A 22069-nucleotide genomic window follows, 5' to 3' on the forward strand; every position below is an offset into this window, starting at 1 on the left:
TGGTTCTACCAAGTCAGCCGCGGAGTGCCGTACGGGCCGTGAAGGTGATGCTCGCCAGCAGGAAGCCGAAGTTGACCACGGTGAACGCGGCGATGAACCAGATCGTCAGCGCCGGGGCGACGGTCAGCACCAGCCCGGCCACGAAGATGACCGCGCCGTAGTCGCGCACCAGCTTCACGATGCGCACCGGCAGCGACGTCGAGGTCATCATCGAGTTCGCGTCGCCCTGGCTGGCCAGCACGCTGGTGACGAGGTTGACCATCCACGAGCCCGCGAACAGCGCGCCCAGCCACAGCGGCGGCCGGGCCACCGCCACCAGCGCGGTGACCAGCAGGATCTGCGAGGCCACGTCGCACAGGATGTCGATCCGGGCACCGGCCGGGCTGCGCTGGTCGGTCACCCTGGCGAGCTGACCGTCGGCGCAGTCCAGCGAGTACGCCACCTGCCAGCCGACCAGCGCGAGCAGCCCGTACAGCGGGGTGATCGCGGCGGTGCCGTCCTGGGCGCGCAGCACCAGGACCACCGACACGGCGATGCCGATGACCAGGTTGAGCAGGGTGAGGTGGGTCGGCTTGAGCCCGGTGCGGGCCGCGACCAGCGCGAACACCGCGCCGAGGCGCTGGCTGAACGCCTCGGAGAACAGCCCGCCGCCCCGGTTCACCGCGTAGAAGTCGGCGACCCGGGGACGGGGCGTGGTCAGCGTGTCAGTGGACGGCATCCGCGTAGTCTGCCACCCGGTCGGCCAGCTCGTCGCGGCCCAGGTCGAGGTGTTCGAGGATGGTGTACCGGTCGGGCCGGGTGCGCGGGGCGAACTCGACCGCGGCGACGAACTCCTCGTCGCTGATGCCGAGGTCGGCCGGCGTACGCGGCAGCCCATGCCGCTTGAGGCACGCGCTGAGCTGGGCGAACCGTGCCTCGTGCACCTTGTCCACGGACGTCCGCAGATACGTGCAGAACAGCGCGCCGACGCCGCACTGCTCGCCGTGCGCCGCGGTGCCCGGCCGGAGGATGTCGAGCGCGTGCGAGATCTCGTGGCAGCCGCCGCTGGACGGGCGCGAGGTGCCGCAGATGGCCATGGCCAGGCCGGTGGTGATCAGGGCCTCGGCGAGCAGCGTCACGAACACGTCGTCGGTGGCGTCGCCGGGGTGGTTGATCACCGCTTCGGCCCCGGAACGGGCCATCGCGACCGCGAGCCCGTCGACCGGCTCGCCGCGCACCCGGTGCGCCAGTTCCCAGTCGGCGATGGCGCTGACGTTGCTGAGCGTCTCGCCGATGCCGGAGCGGGTCTGCCGGTCCGGTCCCGCCTCGACGAAGTCCAGGTCGACGACCACGGCCAGCGGGATGTGCACGCCGTAGGACGGCCGCCCGCCGTCGTGGTCGAGGGTGGCGATGGGGGAGGCGATGCCGTCGTTGGCGAGGCTGGTCGCCACGCTGACCATCGGTATGCCGTACCGCGAGGCCGCGTACTTCGTGGTGTCGATGGTCCGGCCGCCGCCGATGCCCACCACCGCGTCGTAGTTGCGCCCGCGCAGCCGCTGGCCGAGGTCGAGCGCCGATTCGAGGGTGCCCCCCTCGATGTTGATGAACTCGGCACGGTCCAGCGAGGGGCCGATCAGGTCGACGATCCGCTCGCCCTGACCGGGGCCGACCACGACCGCCACGTCGCCGCCGGCCGAGATGCGCCGGTCGGCCAGCAGCGAGGCCAGGCCCGCGACGGCGCCCCGCCGGACGTCGATGCTCAGCGGGGTCTGCACCGAACGGGTCAGTAGTGGCATGCGATCTCCCGCGCGCGGGCCAGGTCGTCGTGGTTGTCGACCTCGACCCAGGCGATCTGCCCGATCGACGCGCCGCGGATGACGCCGCCCCGGTTCGCGAGCTCCTGGTAGCCGTCCTCGTAGTAGAGGTTCGGGTCCCGCTCGAAGGTGGTCTGCAGCGCGTCGGCCAGCGCCGCGGCGGCCTCGGGGCGGATCAGCGTCGCGCCGATGTACTCGCCGTGCGCGGTGGCCGGGTCCATCAGCTTGGTGATCTTCTCCAGGCGGCCGTCCGCGGTGAAGATCGCTTTCATCTCCTCGTCGGCCAGCTTCTTGTGGTCGTCGAGCGCCAGCACGATGCCCGCGTCGGCGTGCTCGGCGGCCTCAGCGGCGGCCAGCAGGGTGTGCTCGACCGAGACCGGGTGCACGGTGTCGCCGTTGACCAGCAGCACGCCCCGGGCGAAGTGCTCGCGGGCCAGCCAGAGGGAGTACGCGTTGTTCCACTCCTCGGCCTTGTCGTTGTGCACAAGGGTGAGGGTGACGCCGTACTTCTCCTCCAGGGCCGCCTGGCGGGCCTGCACCGCCTCGGCCCGGTAACCCACCACGACCACGATCTCGGTGAGCCCGACCTTCGCCAGGTTGCGCAGGGCGATGTCGAAGATCGTCGTTTCGCCGTCCACCGGCACCAGGGCCTTGGGCAGCGTGTCGGTGTAGGGGCGCAGCCGGCGTCCAGCGCCCGCGGCCAGCACCATCCCGATCATTAAAGGCTCCTTCGAGGGGGGTTATGGAGGTGTTTCGTCGCTGGTGAAGGCTACTGCACCCGCGCGCGGCGGCCGAGCCAGCACAAGCCGCGACCTATAACAAGTCTTGTGAGTTGCCCACAACCCGGCCCAAGATGTCCGTACGGTGCGTTTCAATGGGGTTGCGTTCCGAAGGGGTGATTGCATATGGCTAACGCTGCACAGGCGCAGCACGCAATGCACGTTCGTGAGGCGATGAGCAAGCCAGTCCTGATGGTCGGCCCACAGCACACGTTGCGCCAGGCGGCCCAGCTGATGGCGATGCGCCGGGTGGGCTCGGCGATCGTGATAGACCCGGACGGTGAGGGCCTCGGCATCATGACCGAGCGCGACGTCCTCAACGCCATCGGCTCCGGCCTCGATCCGGATGTGGAGCAGTGCGCCAACCACATCACCTGGGACGTCGTCTACGCGGCGCCGCACTGGAGCCTGGAAGAGGCCGCCATGGCGATGGCCCGGGGCGGGTTCCGTCACCTGGTCGTGCTCGACGGCGACGAGGTGCTCGGCATCATCTCGGTCCGCGACCTGATGCGCGTCTGGGCGCTGCGCCGCGCCGAGGCCGCCGCCTCCGTCTGACCGCCTTTGACGATCTTGCGGGGAACCGCGGGTGACGCACGCCTGTTTCCGGCGATCGGCCCCGGTTCCCGCAAGGTTCGTCGTGATCATGGCGGATGACACGAAGGGGCGGGTGGAGCGTTCTCGCATTTCGGGCGCATTAACCTGTTCAACATGACCGCCGAGCAGCTCATCTCGTTCGCCCGGGGCGCTCCGAGCCTCGACATCGTCGATGTCGAAGGGCTCAGCGCCGCGGCTGTCCGCGCCTTCGCCAACGACCCGGCCGGCCTCACCGCGTACGGCAACTCCTACGGCTACGGCCCGCTCCGCAAGTGGATCGCGGCCAAGCACGGGGTGTCCGCCGACCAGGTGCTGATCACCAACGGCTCCCTGCAGGCCGACGCGTTCCTCTTCAACCACCTCGTACAGCCCGGTGACCACGTCGTGGTGGAGAAGCCGACCTACGACCGGACCCTGCTGAACCTGAAGAACCTCGGCGCGGTCGTGCACCAGGTCACGCTGCACCCGGACGGCATCGACACCGCGGAGCTGCGCGCCCTGCTGGAGTCGGGCGTGCGCCCGAAGCTCGCGCACATCATCCCGAACTACCAGAACCCGGCGGGCGTGACGCTTTCCGAGGCCAAGCGGCACGAGCTGCTCGCTCTGGCGCAGGAGTTCGGCTTCACGATCTTCGAGGACGACCCGTACGTCGACATCCGCTTCCGGGGCGACGCGCTGCCGACGATGCTGTCGCTGGACACCGCGGGCGTCGTGGTGCACGCCAGCTCCTTCACCAAGACCGTCTGCCCGGGTGTCCGGGTCGGTTACCTGGTCGGTGACAAGGGCCTGATCGAAGCGATCGCGGGCAAGGCCACCAACCTGTACATCTCGGCGGGCCAGGTCGCGCAGGGCATCGTGTACGAGTTCTGCGCCTCCGGCGACATCGAGCGCTCCGTGGCCACGGTCAGCGCCGCGCTGGCCGAGCGGGCCACCGTGCTCGCGGAGTCCCTGCGCAAGCGGATCGACGGCGTCTCGTTCACCGAGCCCGACGGCGGCTACTTCCTCTGGATCGAGCTGCCCGCCGACGTGCACGTCGACAAGCTCCTGCCGGCCGCCGCCGAGCGTGGTGTGGCCGTGGTGAAGGGTTCGGACTTCCTGCTGGAGGGCGGCGAGAACTCGCTGCGGCTCGCGTTCAGCGCGGTCACCGTGGACCAGATCGACGAGGGCGTACGCCGTCTCGCCGAGGCCATCGACGCCGTTCGCGGTTGATCGGCTTTTTCGGATATCCGACGGCCGTTCTGTCGTATTTCTGACAGTCGGATCGGGCGCGGGTGGGGTTCCCCTCGCGAGGTTACGAGGATCACAATGCGTCGGGTGCCTGTCGCCGACCGAGTGATGAGCACGCGGCGTGCCGTGGTGATCGAGACCTCGTGGCGCGTGGGGCCCCGCCCGCATTGCCCCCGCCCCCAATGAAAAAGGAGCGTCACCCACCCCCCACCCCGGGTGGCGTTCCGGCGCCGGGTGGACCGAGTCGCATTCCCCCCGATAGCGGCCACGTGGTCCACCCGGCGCCTCTTTCTCACGCCGCGCCGAGTCCACTCACGATCACGGGATTCCGCGCGGATTCGGTCGCCCAAGTAGCCTGTCGAAGGAGTCTCCGGCCGTCGGCGACCCGGCGAAGGAGGCGATCGTGGTTGACGACATCCGAGACGACAACGGCCGACGATCCGCCAACCCGTACGTCCGCGGCGACCGGCTGACCCGCGCCATCACGGCTCCCGCCCGCGCGATGGGTCGCCTGGTCGGGCTGAGCGGCGAGACCGAGGGCGGCCAGGTGCCCGCGCAGACCGGTGAGCGCGCCGATGCGATCGTGGACTGTGCCATCTACCTCGACGGCATCCGCCAGCCGGTGACCGGCGACTACCGCGCGGCGCTGGCGCAGGCACGTCGGCAGCGGGGTGCGTTCGTGTGGCTGGGCCTGCACGCCCCGAGCAAGGAGCAGATGGCGGGCATCGCCGAGGCGTTCGACCTGCACGAGCTGGCGGTGGAGGACGTCGTCAACGCCGGCCAGCGGCCCAAGCTGGAGCAGTTCGGGGACGTGCACTTCCTCGTCATGCGCACGGCGCGCTACGTCGAGCACCAGGAGCTGACCGAGCACTCCGAGGTGGTGGAGACCGGCCAGGTCATGCTCTTCATCGGGACGGACTTCGTGATCTCGGTGCGGCACGGCGAGGCCTGCCGGCTCAAGCCGGTGCGGGAGCACCTGGAGGCGCGGCCCGAGCTGCTGAAGCAGGGACCGTGGGCGGTGGCGTACGGCGTCCTGGACCACGTGGTCGACCTCTTCGTGGAGGCCGCCGACGGGATCAGCCAGGACGTCGACCTGATCGAGGAGAGCGTCTTCGCCCGCGACTCCAGCGGCCGGATGCAGCGCATCTACCAGCTCAAGCGGGAACTGGTCGAGTTCAAGCGCGCGGTGCTGCCGCTGCAGCGGCCCGTGCAGCTGCTGATCGGGGACACCCCCGAGATCTCCAAGGAGTTGCGCAAGTACTTCCGGGACGTGCAGGACCACCTGGCCCGCGTGGTCGAGCAGGTCGGCTCGTTCGACGACCTGCTGATCTCGATCATGCAGGCGCGGCTGGCGCAGGTGACCGTCGACCAGAACAACGACATGCGCAAGGTCGCCGCCTGGGCGAGTATCGCCGCCGTCTGGACCGCCATCGCGGGCATCTACGGCATGAACTTCGACTTCATGCCCGAGACCCACTGGAAGTACGGCTATCCCATGGTCCTCACCGTGATGCTCGGCTTCTCCTTCGCCATCTACCGCCTCCTCCGCCGCTCCGGCTGGCTCTGAGCCAAAGCAAGGGCACCTTCTTAACGGAATACGTAGAAGAAGGTGCCCTTGTTAACCGGCTGCTGGTTACATGCGGCCGTTCTTGGAGCCGCTGGACGAGTACTTCGACGCGAAGCTGTCGGTGGCGTCGTTGGCCGCCTCGGCCGCGTCGCCGATCTTCGACTTCATGGTGTCGCGGCCGCCCCGAACCGAGGACGCCGCCTCGTGCAGCTTGTCGGCCGTCTTGTCCATCGCCTTGCTGGTGTGGTGCGTGGCCTTGTCGAGCACCGAGTCGGTCTTGCCGGTGGCCTTGTCCGTCATCGACTTGGTCTCGGAGCGCATCGACTCCAGTGCCTGGCTCGGGTCGTACTCCGACCACTGCTGCTGGCGGCGGCGCTTCATGACCAGCGCACCGGCGATGCCGACGGCCGCGCCCGCGGCGAGCAGCCCGATCAGCATCCCCGTGTTGCCACTGCGTGACACGTGGCCCCCCTTCTTGTGCTTGCGCGCCTTGGCGTTGGCCTTCTTGGACGCGTGCATGGCGTCGGCGGCCCCCTCCCGGTACGCCGCGGCGAGCGGCGCGAGTGCGGACACCGTCGAGTCCATGCCGCGCGAGGTGACCCGGCGCATGCGTCCGGTGGTCGGGCCGAACGACGCCCCGACCCCGCCGGCGGCATGGGTCGCCGCCTGCAGGAAATGGTCCCAGCTCTGGCCCATTTCCTCGCGCATCAGCTCCCCGCGCGTCTTCTTGTGAAATCCGAGCATCTTCCCCCGCCTTCCTGCCCCGCGCCCCCGCGCCGGACAGCCGATCGCTTCGGGCGCCCCCGCGCCCGTGCGGTGGTATCGCAGGGCGCGCCGTCATGGCGAAAGCGCGCCCCGTTCATGTCCCTGCCTGCCATCCTGCCTCGCCGGACGCCATCGCACACCCGGAACGGGCACATGGGAGAATCTGTCGGTAACCAACCACTCGAATATCAGGAGTCAGCCGTGGCCGACGCCCGTTTCGCCGTCCTGCACACCAGCGCCGGTCCCATCCGCCTGGAGCTGTACCCGAACCATGCCCCGAAGACCGTGAAGAACTTCGTGGAGCTGGCCGAGGGCACCAAGGCGGGTGCGACCGACCCGCGGACCGGCCAGCCGATCACCGGCCCGTACTACGACGGCACGCCGTTCCACCGCGTGATCGACGGTTTCATGATCCAGACTGGCGACCCGACCGGCACCGGTCGTGGCGGCCCGGGATACACCTTCGACGACGAGTTCCACCCGGAGCTCAGCTTCAGCGAGCCCTACCTGCTGGCCATGGCGAACGCCGGCCCGAAGACCAACGGGTCGCAGTTCTTCATCACCACCGGGGCCACGAACTGGCTGAACTTCAAGCACACCATCTTCGGCAAGGTCGCTGACGCGGACTCGCAGAAGGTCGTCGACGCGATCTCCAGCACGCCGACCGACGCCGGCGACCGGCCGCGCGACGCGATCGTCATCGAGCGAATCGACATCGAGCGCTAGTCTCGCATCCATGACGTCTCCCGCACCCCAGGGTGGCCTGCCGCCCGTACCGAGCTGCTACCGCCACCCGGGGCGGGAGACGTACCTCAAGTGCAGCAGATGCGAACGGCCCATCTGCCCGGATTGCATGATTCCGGCGTCGGTGGGCCACCACTGCCCCGAGTGCGTGGCCGAGGGCCGGCGCACCCAGCGCCCGGCCCTGACCCACTTCGGCGGATCCCAGGTCGGCATGCACGGCTACGTGACCAAGGCGCTGATCGGCCTCAACCTAGCCGTGTTCGTGGTCGGCATCGTGATGGCGGGCATGGGTGCGGTGTTCAGCGGCGGCCTGTTCACCGACGTCACGGCGATCCAATGGCTCGGCGGCGTGCTCGGGCCGACGGTGACCGTCGCGCCGGACGGCCCCTACATCGGTGCCCACCCCACGTTCGGCACGGTCTACACCGGGGTCGACGACGGGGCCTACTACCGCCTGTTCACCGCGATGTTCATCCACTACGGCCTGCTGCACCTGGTGCTGAACATGTGGGCGCTGTGGGTGCTCGGCCGCCCGCTGGAGGCCGCGCTCGGTCCCGTGCGCTTCGCCGCCGCGTACCTGATCTGCGGGATCGGCGGCAACGTCGCCGGTTACGTCTTCGGCGGTGGCGGCGTCGGGGCGGGCGCCTCGACGGCTATCTACGGCCTCTTCGCGATCTACTTCTTCGTGCTGAAACGGCTGGGCCGGGACGCGTCCGCGATCATCCCGGTGATCGTGGTGAACGTCGCGATCTCGTTCACCGTGCCGGGCATCGGCATCGCCGGTCACCTGGGCGGCCTCGCCACGGGGGCGGTCGTGGGCGCCGGGCTGGCGTACGCGCCGCGGGAGAACCGCACCCTGGTGCAGACCGCCGTGCTGGTGCTGACGTTCCTCGGGCTGATGGGCGTGGCAGTGGCTCTTTCGCTGACCCGCTGACCAGGGAGAAGCCGGGCGGCGATCGACCGCATGAGTGACTCGCGTGACGTGTGTCACGCGCAGTCGTTGCTCCTTACATGGACGTCTTCTCGCGTACGTTCCTTCCCGCCACCGGTGAGGCCGGCATCCCCATGGCCACGGTCAGCCGGCATATGCCGATCTTCCGCCGCTGTGTCGAAGCCGGTGACGCCACCGTGCTCGTCGCCCGTGCGCTGCGCCCCGAGCGCCCGCTCGGCCGCGAGTTCCTGATGCTGCTGACGTACCGCCGCCTGGTGATCACCCAGGAGAGCCGCATCCTGCGCCGCCTCCGCCTGCACCTGAACACCGACCTGCGGCACCTGGCGAACGTCACCTGGCACCCGGACCCGCGCCTGTCCGCGATCGAGTTCGCCGCCACCGCCGTCGACGGCATCCGGGAACGCTTCTGGATCCACGCGGGACACCCCAAGCAGGTCTGGCACCTCGACGCCCTCTTCTCTCACGTCTTCAAACCCAAACTCATCGCCCAACGCACCGCAGGCCTCAACACCACCCCCTACGCCTCCTTCACCGACCACCTCGTCGGCGCCTGACCCGCCCCGCCCTGCCCCGTCCTGACGCGTCGATCATGAACTTAAGGGCGTGTTCGACGGCGTGTCCCCACCCTCCCGCCGTGATCAACTACGGCCGCGATGTGCCGTTCTGGTGATCACGGTGGTGGGGGAGTGACACACCGTCGAACACGTCCTTAAGTTCATGATCAACGCGAGCAGGCCCGGCCCGAGCAGGCCCGGCCCGGCCCGAGCAGGCCCGCCCCGGCCGACTCGGCCCGCCCGGATGGGGCCAGGGTTTGCCGCGTGCTTACACGGCTCGTACATGGGTCGGACATGATGGCCGGGTGAGTGAGAAGGGGCTGGTGCTCGTCGTCGAGGACGAGCGGCCCATTGCTGATCTGATTCGGCTGTATCTGCAGCGCGACGGGTACGGCGTGCAGGTGGAGTCCGACGGGGCCGCGGGGCTCGCGGCGGCGCGCAGGCTGCGGCCGACCGCGTGTGTGCTGGACATCGCGCTGCCGTCGATGGACGGGACGGAGATCTGCCGGCGGTTGCGGGCCGAGGACATCTGGGTGCCGATCATCTTTCTCACCGCGCGCGACGACGAGGTGGATCGCATCGTCGGGCTGGAGTTGGGGGCCGACGACTACCTGACCAAGCCGTTCAGTCCGCGAGAGCTGGTGGCCCGGCTCAAGGCGGTGCTGCGGCGGTCCGGCGGGACGCCCGAGCCCGATCGCAGCCGTGCCGTCGGGCCGGTGCGGCTCGACCCGTCGCGGCGCGAGGTCACCGTCGACGGCGCCGCCGTGCAGCTGACCAGCACGGAGTTCGATCTGCTGGCGCACCTGATGAGCCGGCCGGGGCGGGTTTACACCCGCGACGAGCTGCTGTCCACGGTCTGGGGGTACGCCGCGCACGGCGGCACCCGCACCGTCGACGTGCACGTCGCACAGGTCCGGGCGAAGCTCGGCGCGGCCGCGTACGTCGTACGCACCGTGCGGGGTGTGGGGTACACCGCCGATGCCTGACCGCCGCGCCGACCTCACCGTGCCGATCCGGGTGCTCGCCGCCCCGCCTCGTCCGACCGCCAGCACCACCACGCTGACCACCCGGGCCGTGCTCGCCGGGGTGATCGTCGCGCTGATCACGCTGGTGGTCACCGCGCTGGTCGCGGTGCCGCTGGCCGCCCGCGCCGCCGAGCAGGCCGCCCGCGACGGGCTCGTCTCGCAGACCGACGTGGTGGCCCAGGTGCTGCGCTCGCGGCGGGCTCCGGCCGCGGACGCCCGGCTGATCGAGCAGCTGCGCAAGCTCGACGGCGACGTCACCGCATACCTGATCACATCCGGGGCCGCCGACCGGCCGGGGCTGCCCGCCCGGGTCGTGCAGCAGATCGCCGACGGCAAGCAGGTCAGCGAGCGGCTGGCGGTGGTCGGCGGTCGGCTGTCGATGGTGGAGGGCCGCCCGCTCGACACCGGGGACGGCGTGGTGCTGGCCCGCCCCGCGGCCACCGGCATCAGCCGCCAGGTGCTGCGTAACCTGTGGCTGCCGCTGCTGGCCGGGCTCGGCGCGGGCGTGCTGGCGGGCGTACTGCTGGGCCGCAGGCTGGCCCGCCCGATCCGCAACGCGGCCACCGCCGCGGCCCGGCTCAGCTCCGGCGACCGGACGGTGCGCCTGGCCGCCGAGCCGCCGCAGGAGGTGGAGCGGCTCGCCCACTCGATCAACGAGTTGGCCGAGGCGCTGGCCACCAGCGAAGGACGCCAGCGCGAGTTCCTGCTGTCCATCTCGCACGAGCTGCGCACCCCGCTGACCACCATCAAGGGGTACGCCGAGGCGCTGTCCGACGGCGTTGTCGGCCCCGACGGCGCGCAGGAGGTCGGGCAGACCGTGCTCGCCGAGGCGGAGCGCCTGGACCGGCTCGTCGCCGACCTGCTGTCGCTGGCCCGGCTCGACGCTGCCGACTTCGCCGTGCAGCTCACCGACGTCGAGCTGGTGTCCCTGGCGACCTCGGCCGAGCGCGCCTTCGCACCGCGCGCCGCCCATGCGGGTGTGCCGGTGCGCGCCGAGGTCCCGGCGGGGGAGGTGTGGGCGCACACCGACCCGCTGCGGCTGCGCCAGATCGTCGACGGCCTGGTCGAGAACGCGCTGCGGGTGGTGCCGCCGGGCCGCCCGATCGTGGTCGCCGTACGCCCGCTGCCGGACCGCACCGCGATCGAGGTCCGCGACGGGGGCCCCGGCCTCACCGACGATGACCTGGCCGTCGCCTTCGAGCGGGGCGCGCTGTACCAGCGCTATCAGGGCGTACGCCAGACCGGCAGCGGCCTGGGCCTGGCCTTGGCAGCCGGGCTTGCCCGACGCCTCGGCGGCACCATCGAGGCCGGTCACGCGGCCGAGGGCGGGGCCAGGTTCACGGTTTACCTGCCCCGAACCTCGACCTGACCGCACCCGCGCGACGGCCCGGCAGGCTGCGGTCATGAGAAGACTCAGCCTGACCGTCGCTCTGGGCCTGTCCGCGCTGCTGGGCCTGACCGCCTGTGCCCCGTCGGACCTGCCGGCCACCGCCACCGAACTGGTCGCCTCGGTCGAGGCCGAGGCGCTCGCCGCGATGGGCGTGGCGCCCGACGACCTCGTCGCCGCCGAGAGCGAACTCGACGCCCTCGTCTCGCCCTCGCCCGGGACCAAGGACAAGCTGGACGACCGGCTGCGCAACTGGCGCAAGCGCCACGCGCTGCGGGTCGCGCTGCGCCGTGACGTGCAGCACGGCGAGGCCGTCGTGGAGACGAAGAAGGGCCCCGTCACCGTGCTCGTGCAGCGCGGCGTGGTCACCGCCGTCGACGCGGAGTCGATCACTGTGAAATCGGCGGACGGATTCACCCAGACGTGGAAGTACGGTGAGAAGCTGCGGGTGGTGGAGAAGCGGGCCACGATCCAGCCCACTGAGCTGAAGGCCGGCGCGCAGGTCGCCCTGGCCGGACCCAAGGAGGGCGACACGCCCACGGCCCGGCTGATCGTGATTCCGCTGGCCCGCTGAGCCAGCAGTGATGAAGGGCACCTTCTACTACGTATACCGTTAAGAAGGTGCCCTTCCTTTTTGTCAAGAGGTTGGTGACCTCGCCTGATGTGCAGTGATCCGGCGCAAGGGCTAGACTCGGCCGGTCCAGCACGCGTCAGCAGCGGAGAGCCCTGTGAAGCTATCGATCCTCATGCCGGTCTACAACGAAGAGGCCCGGCTTGGCGAGGCGCTCAAGCAGGCACTCGCGGTCGACTACCCCTGCGAGATCGAGCTCGTCGTCGTCAACGACGGCAGCAAGGACCGCACCGCCGAGATCCTCGGCGACTGCGACGACCCGCGGCTGCAGGCCTTCCACCACGCGAAGAACGCCGGCAAGGGCGCGGCCATCCGCACCGCCGTCGACTCCGCCACCGGTGACTACATGGTCATCCTGGACGCCGACCTGGAGTACGACCCCCGCGACATCCCCAAGCTGCTCGGCCCGGTGCTCGACGGCCGCGCCAAGGTCGTCTACGGCAACCGCAGCTTCGGTGGGCACGCTGCCTTCTCGTTCTGGTACGTGATGGGCAACAAGGGCGTCACCCTGTTCGCCAACGTGCTGTTCAACTCCTACATCGGCGACCTGGAGACCTGCTTCAAGCTGATGCCGCTGGAGCTCTACCGCTCGCTGAACGTCAAGTCCAAGGGCTTCGGCATGGAGGCGGAGGTCACCGGCAAGCTCCTGCGCCGCAAGAACCGGCCGTACGAGGTGCCGATCAGCTACACCGCCCGCACCCGCGAAGAGGGCAAGAAGATCACCGCGATGGACGGGATCGAGGCCCTGCTGATCCTCATGCGCGAGCGCCTGCGCCCGGTGCCGAAGTCGGCCCAGCAGTAACCAGCAGCACCTTGCCGACGTGCTCGTTGGCCGAGACGGTCCGCTGTGCGGCGGCCGCCTCGGTCAGCGGGAGCACCCGGTCCACCACCGGCCGGATCGCGCCCGTCGCCAGCAGCGGCCACACGTCCTGCCGTACCCCCGCCACGATCGCGGCCTTCTCCGCCGCGGGCCGTGAGCGCAGCGCGGTGGCCGTGACGCTCGCCCGCTTGGCAAGCAGGGCACCCAGGTTGATCTCCGCCTTCGTGCCGCCCTGCAGGCCGATCACGACCAGCCGGCCACCCGTCGCCAGTGCCTGCACGTTGCGCTCCAGGTAGGCCGCGCCGATGATGTCCAGGATCACGTCCGCCCCGACGCCCGAGAAGTCGTCGGCGGTGTAGTCCAGGCACTCGTCCGCGCCGAGCGCTCGCAGCTGCTCGTGCTTGGCCGCCCGTGCCGTGGTCACCACCCGCGCCCCGAGCGCCTTGGCGTACTGGATCGCGAACGTGCCGATTCCGCTGCCACCGCCGTGGATCAGCACGGTCTCCCCGGCCCGCAGTCCGGCGACCATGGTCAGGTTCGACCACACCGTGCACGCCACCTCCGGCAGCCCGCCCGCGGTGACCACGTCCACCCCGTCCGGCAGCGGCAGCACGTGTCCCGCGTCGACCGCCACCAGTTCCGCGTAGCCGCCCCCGCCGAGCAGTGCGCAGACCTCGTCACCCGGCCGCCACGGACCCGTTCCCTGCTCGATCACACCGGAGCACTCCAGGCCCGGATACGGCGGCGCGCCCGGGGGTGGCGGGTAGACGCCGGCGACCTGGAGCAGGTCGGCCCGGTTGACCGCCGTGGCGGCGATCCGGATCAGCACCTCACCCTCGGCCGGTACCGGATCGGGAACCTCTGACCAGGCAAGTTCACCGCTGGTGGGGATCGTCATGGCGTGCACCAGACCATCTTGCCCCGAGACCGGTCCGGGCGGGCGCACGGCGCGTCTGGCACACTGGTCGTCGGCGATACGCCAGGAGGGTTCGCCTAGTGGCCGATGGCGGTGGTCTTGAAAACCACTAAGGCAGCGATGTCTTCAAGGGTTCGAATCCCTTACCCTCCGCCGACAAGCAGCAAGGGCCGGCAGGAAGCGACCTGCCGGCCCTCGGCGTTCACGCGGCCCGGGCGGGTGGCTCGTCGCCCCGGATGCGGGCGTGCAGGTGCATGTCGTGGCGGCCGTCGGCGTGCACGGCGTCGCTGCGCTTGGTGCCCTCCAGGGCGAAGCCGGCCTTGACGGCGACCCGGCAGGAGGCCTCGTTGCGGGTCGAGTGGTCCAGGTGCAGCCGGTGGAAACCGGCTTCGCCCAGCACCCATTCGCTCAGGGCGTTCAGCGCGCGGGAGGCCACACCGGCCCCGCGGGCGGCGGGCAACACCCAGTAGGCGCACCCCGCGACGCCGTCGTCGAGGTTCAGCGACCCGATGGCCAGGCGCCCCAGCACCTCACCGCCACCGCGGGTCACCGCCCAGCTCGCGCCCGTCTCCTGCGCCCAGGCCTGACGGTACGAGTCGAACCACTCGCGGACCTGGTCCTCGGAGCGGGGCTGGCGGGTGTGCCAGCGCTGGATCGCGGGGTCCTGGTAAGCCCTGAGGAAGGCGGCGGCGTCGGTGTTCTCCCAAGGCCGCATGAGCAGGTCACCCGGGGCAGAGAGCAGCGGTTGAGGGTGGGCGGCGAGACTTCCGGCGGGGATGGCGGCGGGGGTGGTGATCGTCCTCACGGCTCATCCTTTCGCGACGGCGGCGGCTGCTGTCAAGCGGGAGCCCCACCCCGCAGCGGCGGGGTGGGGCCGGCCCTTACATTGGGGAGGTGCGGCCCTCGGACCCAGGATGTTCGAGGGCCGCACCCGTTTCAGGCCGTCACGCCGCGGCGAGCCGGCACGCCACGTCCGCCGTCGCCGGCGGCACGCTCAGCAGGGTGAGCTTCGTGGTGCAGAGGGTGTAGGACAGGTCGCCCAGGGTGCAGGCGAGCCCGTACTCGAGGCCGCCGTAGCCCGCCGCAGCCAGGAACGCGCTGCAGTCGCCGGGGGTGGCGTGGGCCGGGCTGGCCGTGATCGCCGACGCTCCCGCGAACGCGACGGTGGCCGCGCCGATGACGGCGAGCCGCTTGCCGATGCCGAGCTTGCGCATCGTGACACCTCCATAACTAGGAGTGATAGGAGATGCCAACATATCGATTCGTATGGACCGGCGATAGCTCCCGTCACTCCTTCGGATACGGAATGAATCACCGGTGGAGGCGCGCGGATCGCAGCTCACGCCGTTCATCTACATAGGATTCGAAGCCGTGCCGTGGTCGTGGGGCACGGCGGGGCAGGCTCGTGAGAGGGTGCGGCAATCAGCGCAGGCAGCAGCCGGAGCAGACCTTGGGTTGCGGCAGGGTGAAGGCCAGGCAGCAGGTGCGCCGGTGGACCTCGGGCTCACCGCCGTCGCCCGTGCTGATGTCGACCAGGTCGCCCAGATCCAGCGCGTCGAGCAGCTGCTGGGCGGTGCCGGCCGCGGTCGAGCCCGGCAGGGCGGGCGCGCTGCGCAGCACCGCGTACGCGATGCCGGAGGCGACCGAGCCGAGCAGAGTGCGCCGGCCGACCTTGACCTCGGCGCGGATGCGCTCGGACAGCGGGTCGAGGTGCTGGTCGAGCAGACTGGTGCGCAGCGTCTTGAGCAGCAGCGTCTCGTCGGGCACGACGGTGATGCCGGGCATCCCGGCGTGTGCCAGCGGATCGTCGGGCAGCACCGCGACCTGGGGCGCGCGCAGGCCGACCTGCACCAGGGCCGCGCCCGGCTCGTCGCCGCCGAAGCGCAGCAGGGTGCGGTCGGTCTCGATGATCGGCACCCGGCGGGCCGCGGCCCAGCTGAGCACGGCCGGCATGGCGACCCAGTAGGTGTAGGACTTCCAGGCGAGCGTCGCGGCCGCGTGCGGCGCGGCGCCCCAGCGCTTCACGGCGGTGTCGAACAGGGCGGGCAGCGCCGAACCGTCGAGCAGGCGGGAGGCGGGCGTCCAGCCCTCGTCGTCGGTCACCAGCAGCGGATCGGCGAGCCCGTGCACCGCGGAGAACCCAAGGCGACGGCGAGTCGCACTGAGTGTGACGGTAAGGGGGCGCAGGGCGTCGGTCAGGACGAGAGGCGTCAGCGTACGCACTCGTTCCTCACCGATCCTCTCCTGCACAAGCACCAGCCAAGACGGGGTTGACCTCACTGTACCCCGATAAGGCTAGGCTAACCAGACCAGGGTCAGTTTACTCACCCTGTGTCACTTCTGCGTCGGTTATGTGGACTCCTGCACCGCCCGGCCACTTGATCGCCTGTCAAGGTTTTTGTCAGGTAATCAGCAGTTCTCATTAACTGGTCCCCGGGCCACGAAGAATGAGGATTCACGACGAGCGGAGGAGGGGGCGAGGTGTGGCATGACCGAGCGGAGCGGGGCAGGGTCATGAGCGTTTCGCCGGTGGAACGTGCCGTCGAGGCGTTCGCCGCCGAGCTCGGCCGGTGGCGGATCGATCGCGGCATGACCAAGAAGCAGCTCGCCAGCAGGATGGGGTTCGATCCCTCGTACATCAGCCACATCGAGGGCCGAAGACATCGGCCGACCGAGGACTTCGCCCGCCGGGCCGAGGCCGTGCTCAACGCCGGCGGCGCGATCTGGCGGCGCTTCCAGGAGTACGAGGAGGCCAGGCAGGCCCGCGGACCGGCCACCCTGCTCACCAGGGAGCCCGCGGTGCCCACCCAGTGGCTGCCGCCCGGCACGGGCCTCGTCGTCGAGCTGGAGGAAGCCCAGCTGACCTACGTGGACGGCGACTACCACCTGGTCGTGCGCCGCGCCCTCTACAACGCGGGCAACGAGCCGGTGACGCGCTACCTGATCCGGGTGGCCGTGGACCGCTACCCCGGCCAGCCGCAGCGCTCCAACGCCCACCACCGGGCGTACCCGCTCGGGCTGGACGAGCTGCACCTGGTGGCGTTCTGCGGCGAGCCCGGCGCGGCCGAGCCCATGGTGTGGCGGGCCAAGCAGGACCGCGACGCCTTCAAGGAGATCTGGCTGCTGTTCGAGAACGCCGACGGACGCTTCCCGCTCTACCCGGGCGAGCGGACCACGGTGGAGTATCGCTACCGCGTCGACGAGCTGAAGTGGGGCACCTGGTTCGAGCGGGCGGTCCGGCTGCCCACCCGGCGGCTGGTGGTGCAGATGCGCTTCCCGGCCATGCTCGACCCGCAGGTGTGGGGCGTCGAGACATCCATGGCCGCCGAGGAGGCCCCGCTGCGTACCCCGATCGTGCGCGAGCTGGAAGGCGACCGGGCCGTGTTCACCTGGCGCACCGAGGACCCGTCGCTGAACGCCCGGTTCCAGCTGCAGTGGCGCTTCCGCGCCGTCACCTCGGCCCCGCCCGTGGCCGCGGCGCACTGAGAAACGAAGAGGCCCGCCGGTCAGGCGGGCCTCGGACCACGGACGCGGGCGCTCAGTGCTCGCTGAACGCGTCGTACCGGATGCGCGTCTGCGGCACCTTCAGCTGCGACAGCGAGCGCAGCGTGCCGCGGACCATGCTCGGCGAGCCGGAGACGAAGAAGTCGTGCTCCATCCACGGGCCGAATCTCGACAGCGCGTCGGCCACCGTGCCCTCCTCGCCGCCCCAGCCCGGGTCGTCGCTGCACACCGGCACGATGGACAGCCACGGGTAGGCGGCCGCCAGTTCCTGCAGGGACGCCAGGTCGTACAGGTCGTCGCGGTTGCGCGCGCCGAAGAAGACGTGCACCCAGCGCGTGCGGTTGAACGTGGTCAGGTCCTCCAGCAGCGCCTTGATGGGCGACAGGCCGGTGCCGCCGGCGACGAAGACGATGTCGCGGGTCGAGCGCCGGTCGAGCACCATCGAGCCCATCGGGGCGGCCAGCCGTACCAGGTCGCCGGCCTTCACCCGGCGCACCAGCGCGCCGGAGACCCAGCCCGCGCCCAGCGCCCGGACGTGGAAGTCCATCGTGTTGTCGGTGCGCGGCGCGTTGGCGACCGAGTAGGTGCGCCACACCCGCGGGTGGAACTTGGGCACCTCCACCGACAGGTACTGCCCCGCGCGATACTCCAGCTGCTGGAACGGGCGCACGGTCAGCATCGCGATGTCGCGGGAGCGGCGCTCGTGCGCGACGACTTCGGCGTGCCACCAGGCCGGGTTGCTGTCGGCCGAGGCGCCCGCGAGCATCTTGCGCGCGATGACGTCGTACGCGTCCCGCCAGGCCTGGTCGTACTCGTAGGACCACTCGGGGCCCGCGAACGTGCGCATGGCCTCCAGCAGCGCCGCGCCGACGACCTCGTAGTGCTCCGGCACCACCTGGAACTTGCGGTGGTCTCGGCCGAGCGAGCGCAGGTACTCGTCGAACCGGTCGGGATCGTCGACGGACTGCACCGCGGTCACGATCGCCCCCAGCAGCCGGGCCCGCTGCACGTCCATCGTCACCGGGAACATGTCCCGCACGCCCGGATTGTTGAGGAAGATCCGCGCGTAGAAGTAGCCGGCCACTTTGTCCTGCTGCTCCTCGACAAGTGTCCAGCTCTCTTTCAACAGCCGCTGAAGGTCGCTCACGTTCATAACGATGTCAACGCAGCGCGTTCGACCGTCGCACAGACTGTGCGACCCTGTTGTGTCATGGCTGCTGAAGAGCTCGTCCGGGGGATCTCCACCCCCACCCGCCCGGTCCTGCGCAACGAGGTCTGGTTGCTGCTCGGCGTCTCCCTCGGGCACTCCGCGGTGTGGTCGGCGCTGTCCCTCATCGACAAACTGACCCGCCCGGCGCCGCTGAACCAGCAGGCCTCCGAACTCAACGTCGCCCGCACCCCCGACCGCCCCTGGCTCGATCTGGCGTTCCAGCTCGCCGGCATCTTCTTCGCGCTGGTCCCGGCCCTGTTCGCGGCCCACCTGCTCAATCGCGGGCCCGGCTGGGACGGCCGCTTCGGCGCGCGGGGCCTGCTCGGGCTCGACGGGACCCGCCGCGGTTTCGACGCCGGCTCCGGGGCACTGCTGGCCGCCGTGATCGGCATTCCGGGGCTGGCCCTCTACGTGGCAGCGCGGGAGCTGGGCCTGAACACCACGGTCGTCGCCGAGGGCCTCGGCGAGGTGTGGTGGGCGCTGCCGGTGCTGCTGCTGGCCGCGGTGCAGAACGCGATCCTGGAGGAGGTCGTGGTCGTCGGCTACCTGATCACCCGGCTGCGCCAGCTGTCCTGGGGCGTGCCCGCCGTGATCGCGGCCAGCGCGCTGCTGCGCGGCGCGTACCACCTCTACCAGGGCTTCGGCGGGTTCGTCGGCAACGCGATCATGGGCGTGGTGTTCGCGCTGTTCTTCCTGCGCTACAAGCGCACTGGGCCGCTGATCGTCGCGCACTCCCTGCTCGACATCGTCGCCTTCGTCGGGTACGCCCTGCTCGCCAGGCATCTCGACTGGATCTGAGCGATCTTCGCCGGTCCGGGGTAAGCATGGTGGCATGCGGACTCTCGCGACCGTGCTCGCCCCGCTGCTGTCGGGCGCGGCCTACCTGCTGCTGATCCCGTGGGATCTGCGCAACCGGCCGGAGCACCCCGGCGAGCTGATCGAGACGACGCCGGTGCGCACCTGGGCGGTGATCGTGTTCACGCTGGTGCTGCTGGCGCTGGGGCTGTGGCTCGGCCGCTCGGGCGTGCCGGTCTGGCAGGCGATGCCGCTGGCCGCCGGGGTGCCGTCGGCGCTGCTGCTGGTGTCGTACCTGACGCACCGCGGGCCGGACGCCAACCCGTGGCCGGTGGCCTGGGCCTGCTTCACCGTGCTGATGGCGGGCGCGGTGCTGCTCGCCGCCCTGGCCGGGCGGTTGAGCGCGAGATGACGAAGGCGGGGGCGGCCGCAGCCACCCCCGCCTCACCGCAGATCCGTCAGCTGTACGGGTAGGACACGACCGTCGGGGTGCCGTTGGCGTAGACGCGCACCGGCGTCGCCGAGGCGAAGTCCGTGCCGCCGTACCAGCTCCCCGGGTACCCGATGAGCTCGTTGAACTGGAACTTCACGTGCTGTGAGCCGAGCACCCGGTACACCGCCTCGCCGCCCTGCTGCCAGACGTAGACGAAGCCGGCCACATCACCGGTGCCGACCGTGTAGGCGACCGAGAAGCCGCCCGCGGGTGAGCCGACGGCGGTGACCCGGACCTCGGTCCCGAGCTTGAGCCGCTGGTCGAATGTGGTCGTCTCGCCGGAGCGCACCTGCACCTTGACGGCGTCGTGGCGCTTGGCCTGCCCACCGCTCCACTGCCAGGCGTGCGTATCGGTCTGGAAGCTCAGCGGCCAGGCGTACGGACCCAGGAAACCGATCGTGTACCGGCCCTGCGCGTCGATGGCGACGTCGCCGACGGTGCCGTCACCGATCGCCGGGGTGGTGACCGAGACCCTGCCGTCGCCCACCACCGCGCCGTCGGCGGCGGTGACGACACCCGTGATCGTGCCCGCCCGGTCCATCCGGATCCGGTGGATGTCGCGGGTCTGCCCGGCGGCGAGCGTCCATGCCTTGGCCTCGCGCTGGTCGCCGGTGCCGCCGTCCTGGCCGACCCACTGCGCGCCGTACGGGGAGCCGTCGGCCGGCAGCGCGAAGACCTGATAGCGGCCCGCCGTGAGGTAGGGCAGCAGCACGTCGCCGTTGCCGTCGCTCGCGTACGGGCAGCCCAGGGACATCCGGAACCTGTCCTCGGTCACGGAGTACAGGCAGACGCCGGCGATCGGGTCACCGGTCACCGCGTCGACCACCTTCGCCTTGATCTGCGCGAACGGCTGCAGCACCAGCTCGATGGAGGATTCCCGCCCGGCCGTCACGGTCACCTCGCCCGTGGTCTCGGGGTAACCCCCCGACCAGCCGGTCACCGGCCAGGTGCCCGCCGGTACGCCGGTGAGCACGAGGGTGCCCTGTTCGGTCAGGCCGGACACCCCGGCGACCCGCGCCCCGAAACTCGGGATCGGGTCGCCGGTGACCGCGTCACGGGCGGTGATCCGGATAGTGCCCGAGGTCAGCCTTCTGTCGTCGACCCTGACGGTGCCGCCGGCCCGGACCAGGATCGGTTCGGCCTCCTCCGCGGTCAGCTTCCCGTATGCCCACTGGTCGACGTGCGGTGTGGTGGCGGTGAACCTGACCCGGTACAGACCGGGCACCAGGCCGTTGACGCGCCAGTTGCCGTTGGCGTCGGTCGAGGTGGTGTGCGTGCCGTATTCATCGCTGACCGTGACGAGGACGCCGGTCAGGCTCGTGCCGTCACCGTCGGCGAACCAGCCCGCCATCGATCCGGCGCCGAGCAGCCGCTCGTCGACGGTGATCACCTCGTTGGCGGCGACGGTGAACACCTGAGCGCCCGCTTCGGTGCGGCTTCCCGGCACGTACTGCACGGTCTGGCCGTCGCGGTCGATACGCACCCGGTAGGAGCCCGCCTCCACCGGAACGCTGTACCGGCCGCTGGAGTCGGTGTAGGTCGTGAGGGTGCCCGCGCCGTCCACACGCTGCACGACGACGGTCTCGTACACGGCGTCGGCGCCGCCGGAGGTGCTGATCCGGCCGGTGATCGTGCCCGGGGCCAGCGCCGTGTCGTCCACGGCCACCGTCCCGCCGGCCGGCACCTCGTAGGCCGCGGCCCGTTCGCGGTGGAGCGTGCCCGGCACGTACTGCGTCACCCCGTACGCGGGGGAGAACCAGATCCGGTAGGTCGTCGCCAGCAGCTCGATGCGGTAACGGCCGTCCTCGTCCGCCTCCGTGGCCTGCCACTGCCCGAGCCCGTCGGTCCGCTCGAAGTACAGGTAGGCGTACGCCAGCGGGGTGCCGTCGGGGTTGGTGATCCGGCCGGTGATCGTCCCGACGGGCAGCAGGCTCTCGTTCACCACGAGCTCCTCGCCCGCGGTCACCGTGAACAGGGTGGCGTTCTCCCAGCTGACGGTCTGGTGGGCGAACTGCGTCTCGCGGACCCCGACCGAGAAGCTGACCCGGTAGTCGCCGCCGGGAGGCAGGTCGGTGATCCGGTAGTAGCCGTCGGCGTCGGTGGTCGCGCCGCCCCAGCCGGGCCCGGACGCGCCGACCCAGGCGTCGGGGACGGGTGCGCCGTTGTCGGTGAGCCTGCCGGAGATGGTGCCGGTCTCGGGTTCGGCGTGCGCCGGCGCGGCCAGTCCCATGGTGGCGACCGCGGCGGTGAGCAGCGTCAGTCCGAGCCGGCGCAGCGTGTGTCTGCGCATACGTCCTCAGAGGTGTGAGAGGG

General features: G+C 70.6%; 22 protein-coding genes, 1 tRNA gene and 1 pseudogene. 14 read left to right on the top strand and 10 right to left on the bottom strand.

All coding sequences use genetic code 11. The features are described 5' to 3' along the window. Window positions 1-13: 13 nt before the first annotated feature. From AB0B66_RS06350 to AB0B66_RS06360, 3 genes are read right to left on the bottom strand one after another with little or no spacing between them, the layout of a single operon-like run. Entirely contained in the window at window positions 14-718 is a 705-nt protein-coding gene (locus tag AB0B66_RS06350; protein ID WP_360523740.1) for a CDP-alcohol phosphatidyltransferase family protein, read from the bottom strand. After that, on the bottom strand, window positions 705-1775 hold the full coding sequence (locus AB0B66_RS06355) for an iron-containing alcohol dehydrogenase family protein (protein ID WP_360523743.1): 1071 nt from the start codon (window positions 1773-1775) through the stop codon (window positions 705-707). Before AB0B66_RS06355 ends, AB0B66_RS06350 begins: the two co-directional genes overlap by 14 nt. Then, window positions 1763-2512, bottom strand: coding sequence for a phosphocholine cytidylyltransferase family protein (locus tag AB0B66_RS06360; RefSeq protein ID WP_360523746.1), 750 nt, complete (start codon window positions 2510-2512; stop codon window positions 1763-1765). Before AB0B66_RS06360 ends, AB0B66_RS06355 begins: the two co-directional genes overlap by 13 nt. A 216-nt stretch (window positions 2513-2728) precedes the next feature. On the opposite strand from AB0B66_RS06360, the gene AB0B66_RS06365 reads away from it, so the two are divergent. The 3 genes from AB0B66_RS06365 to corA all read left to right on the top strand — a co-directional run bounded on the left by AB0B66_RS06365 (window position 2729) and on the right by corA (window position 5960). Beyond that, window positions 2729-3127: a CBS domain-containing protein gene (locus tag AB0B66_RS06365; protein ID WP_120321578.1), complete on the top strand. Its 399-nt coding sequence runs from the start codon at window positions 2729-2731 to the stop codon at window positions 3125-3127. Window positions 3128-3280: 153 nt separating this feature from the next. After that, window positions 3281-4375, top strand: a complete 1095-nt coding sequence (locus tag AB0B66_RS06370; protein WP_360523749.1) for a PLP-dependent aminotransferase family protein — start codon at window positions 3281-3283, stop codon at window positions 4373-4375. A 520-nt stretch (window positions 4376-4895) separates the two neighbouring features. Then, complete coding sequence (corA, locus tag AB0B66_RS06375) at window positions 4896-5960, top strand: magnesium/cobalt transporter CorA (RefSeq protein ID WP_360524161.1); 1065 nt, start codon at window positions 4896-4898, stop codon at window positions 5958-5960. A gap of 66 nt (window positions 5961-6026) precedes the next feature. On the opposite strand, the gene AB0B66_RS06380 is transcribed toward corA, so the two are convergent. Further along, the gene (locus AB0B66_RS06380) at window positions 6027-6704 is read right to left on the bottom strand and encodes a hypothetical protein (protein WP_360523752.1); all 678 of its coding nucleotides are present in this window, start codon (window positions 6702-6704) and stop codon (window positions 6027-6029) included. 222 nt (window positions 6705-6926) lie between these two features. On the opposite strand from AB0B66_RS06380, the gene AB0B66_RS06385 reads away from it, so the two are divergent. The 7 genes from AB0B66_RS06385 to AB0B66_RS06415 all read left to right on the top strand — a co-directional run bounded on the left by AB0B66_RS06385 (window position 6927) and on the right by AB0B66_RS06415 (window position 12820). Then, entirely contained in the window at window positions 6927-7451 is a 525-nt protein-coding gene (locus AB0B66_RS06385) for a peptidylprolyl isomerase (protein WP_360523755.1), read from the top strand. Window positions 7452-7461: 10 nt separating this feature from the next. Next, window positions 7462-8403, top strand: a complete 942-nt coding sequence (locus AB0B66_RS06390; protein ID WP_360523757.1) for a rhomboid family intramembrane serine protease — start codon at window positions 7462-7464, stop codon at window positions 8401-8403. Window positions 8404-8480: 77 nt separating this feature from the next. Then, the gene (locus AB0B66_RS06395; RefSeq protein ID WP_239167283.1) at window positions 8481-8975 is read left to right on the top strand and encodes a hypothetical protein; all 495 of its coding nucleotides are present in this window, start codon (window positions 8481-8483) and stop codon (window positions 8973-8975) included. Window positions 8976-9280: 305 nt separating this feature from the next. Next, entirely contained in the window at window positions 9281-9961 is a 681-nt protein-coding gene (locus AB0B66_RS06400; RefSeq protein ID WP_360523761.1) for a response regulator transcription factor, read from the top strand. Continuing rightward, on the top strand, window positions 9954-11369 hold the full coding sequence (locus tag AB0B66_RS06405) for a HAMP domain-containing sensor histidine kinase (RefSeq protein WP_360523764.1): 1416 nt from the start codon (window positions 9954-9956) through the stop codon (window positions 11367-11369). Before AB0B66_RS06400 ends, AB0B66_RS06405 begins: the two co-directional genes overlap by 8 nt. Before the next feature lie 34 nt (window positions 11370-11403). Further along, complete coding sequence (locus AB0B66_RS06410) at window positions 11404-11961, top strand: hypothetical protein (protein WP_360523767.1); 558 nt, start codon at window positions 11404-11406, stop codon at window positions 11959-11961. A gap of 154 nt (window positions 11962-12115) precedes the next feature. After that, the gene (locus AB0B66_RS06415) at window positions 12116-12820 is read left to right on the top strand and encodes a glycosyltransferase family 2 protein (RefSeq protein ID WP_360523770.1); all 705 of its coding nucleotides are present in this window, start codon (window positions 12116-12118) and stop codon (window positions 12818-12820) included. On the opposite strand, the gene AB0B66_RS06420 is transcribed toward AB0B66_RS06415, so the two are convergent. Beyond that, complete coding sequence (locus AB0B66_RS06420; protein ID WP_360523773.1) at window positions 12774-13736, bottom strand: NAD(P)H-quinone oxidoreductase; 963 nt, start codon at window positions 13734-13736, stop codon at window positions 12774-12776. The genes AB0B66_RS06415 and AB0B66_RS06420 overlap by 47 nt on opposite strands. A gap of 84 nt (window positions 13737-13820) precedes the next feature. Here AB0B66_RS06420 and AB0B66_RS06425 point away from each other — a divergent pair. Continuing rightward, window positions 13821-13907: transfer RNA gene (locus AB0B66_RS06425), tRNA-Ser, on the top strand. Window positions 13908-13956: 49 nt separating this feature from the next. Here AB0B66_RS06425 and AB0B66_RS06430 read toward each other — a convergent pair. The 3 genes from AB0B66_RS06430 to AB0B66_RS06440 form a co-directional block, all read right to left on the bottom strand. Beyond that, a complete protein-coding gene (locus AB0B66_RS06430) occupies window positions 13957-14559 on the bottom strand; it encodes a GNAT family N-acetyltransferase (RefSeq protein WP_360523776.1) in 603 nt (200 codons plus the stop codon). Window positions 14560-14698: 139 nt separating this feature from the next. Continuing rightward, complete coding sequence (locus tag AB0B66_RS06435; protein WP_360523779.1) at window positions 14699-14968, bottom strand: hypothetical protein; 270 nt, start codon at window positions 14966-14968, stop codon at window positions 14699-14701. 208 nt (window positions 14969-15176) lie between these two features. Further along, window positions 15177-15884 carry a (2Fe-2S)-binding protein gene (locus AB0B66_RS06440; RefSeq protein ID WP_360523782.1) on the bottom strand — a complete coding sequence of 236 codons (708 nt, stop codon included), beginning with the start codon at window positions 15882-15884 and terminating at the stop codon, window positions 15177-15179. A 384-nt stretch (window positions 15885-16268) separates the two neighbouring features. Between AB0B66_RS06440 and AB0B66_RS06445 the strand changes: the two are divergent. After that, a pseudogene (locus AB0B66_RS06445) lies at window positions 16269-17204 on the top strand (helix-turn-helix transcriptional regulator); the annotation flags it as partial. 88 nt (window positions 17205-17292) lie between these two features. Here the strand turns inward: AB0B66_RS06445 and AB0B66_RS06450 are convergent. Beyond that, window positions 17293-18405: a globin domain-containing protein gene (locus AB0B66_RS06450; RefSeq protein WP_360523785.1), complete on the bottom strand. Its 1113-nt coding sequence runs from the start codon at window positions 18403-18405 to the stop codon at window positions 17293-17295. A 63-nt stretch (window positions 18406-18468) separates the two neighbouring features. On the opposite strand from AB0B66_RS06450, the gene AB0B66_RS06455 reads away from it, so the two are divergent. Further along, window positions 18469-19266, top strand: coding sequence for a type II CAAX endopeptidase family protein (locus AB0B66_RS06455; protein WP_360523788.1), 798 nt, complete (start codon window positions 18469-18471; stop codon window positions 19264-19266). A gap of 34 nt (window positions 19267-19300) precedes the next feature. Further along, the gene (locus tag AB0B66_RS06460; RefSeq protein ID WP_360523791.1) at window positions 19301-19675 is read left to right on the top strand and encodes a hypothetical protein; all 375 of its coding nucleotides are present in this window, start codon (window positions 19301-19303) and stop codon (window positions 19673-19675) included. Window positions 19676-19721: 46 nt separating this feature from the next. On the opposite strand, the gene AB0B66_RS06465 is transcribed toward AB0B66_RS06460, so the two are convergent. Next, the gene (locus tag AB0B66_RS06465) at window positions 19722-22046 is read right to left on the bottom strand and encodes a carboxypeptidase regulatory-like domain-containing protein (RefSeq protein WP_360523794.1); all 2325 of its coding nucleotides are present in this window, start codon (window positions 22044-22046) and stop codon (window positions 19722-19724) included. Window positions 22047-22069 lie beyond the last annotated feature (23 nt).

The organism is Catellatospora sp. NPDC049111, assembly GCF_040648615.1.
Taxonomy (GTDB): Bacteria; Actinomycetota; Actinomycetes; order Mycobacteriales; family Micromonosporaceae; genus Catellatospora; species Catellatospora aurea.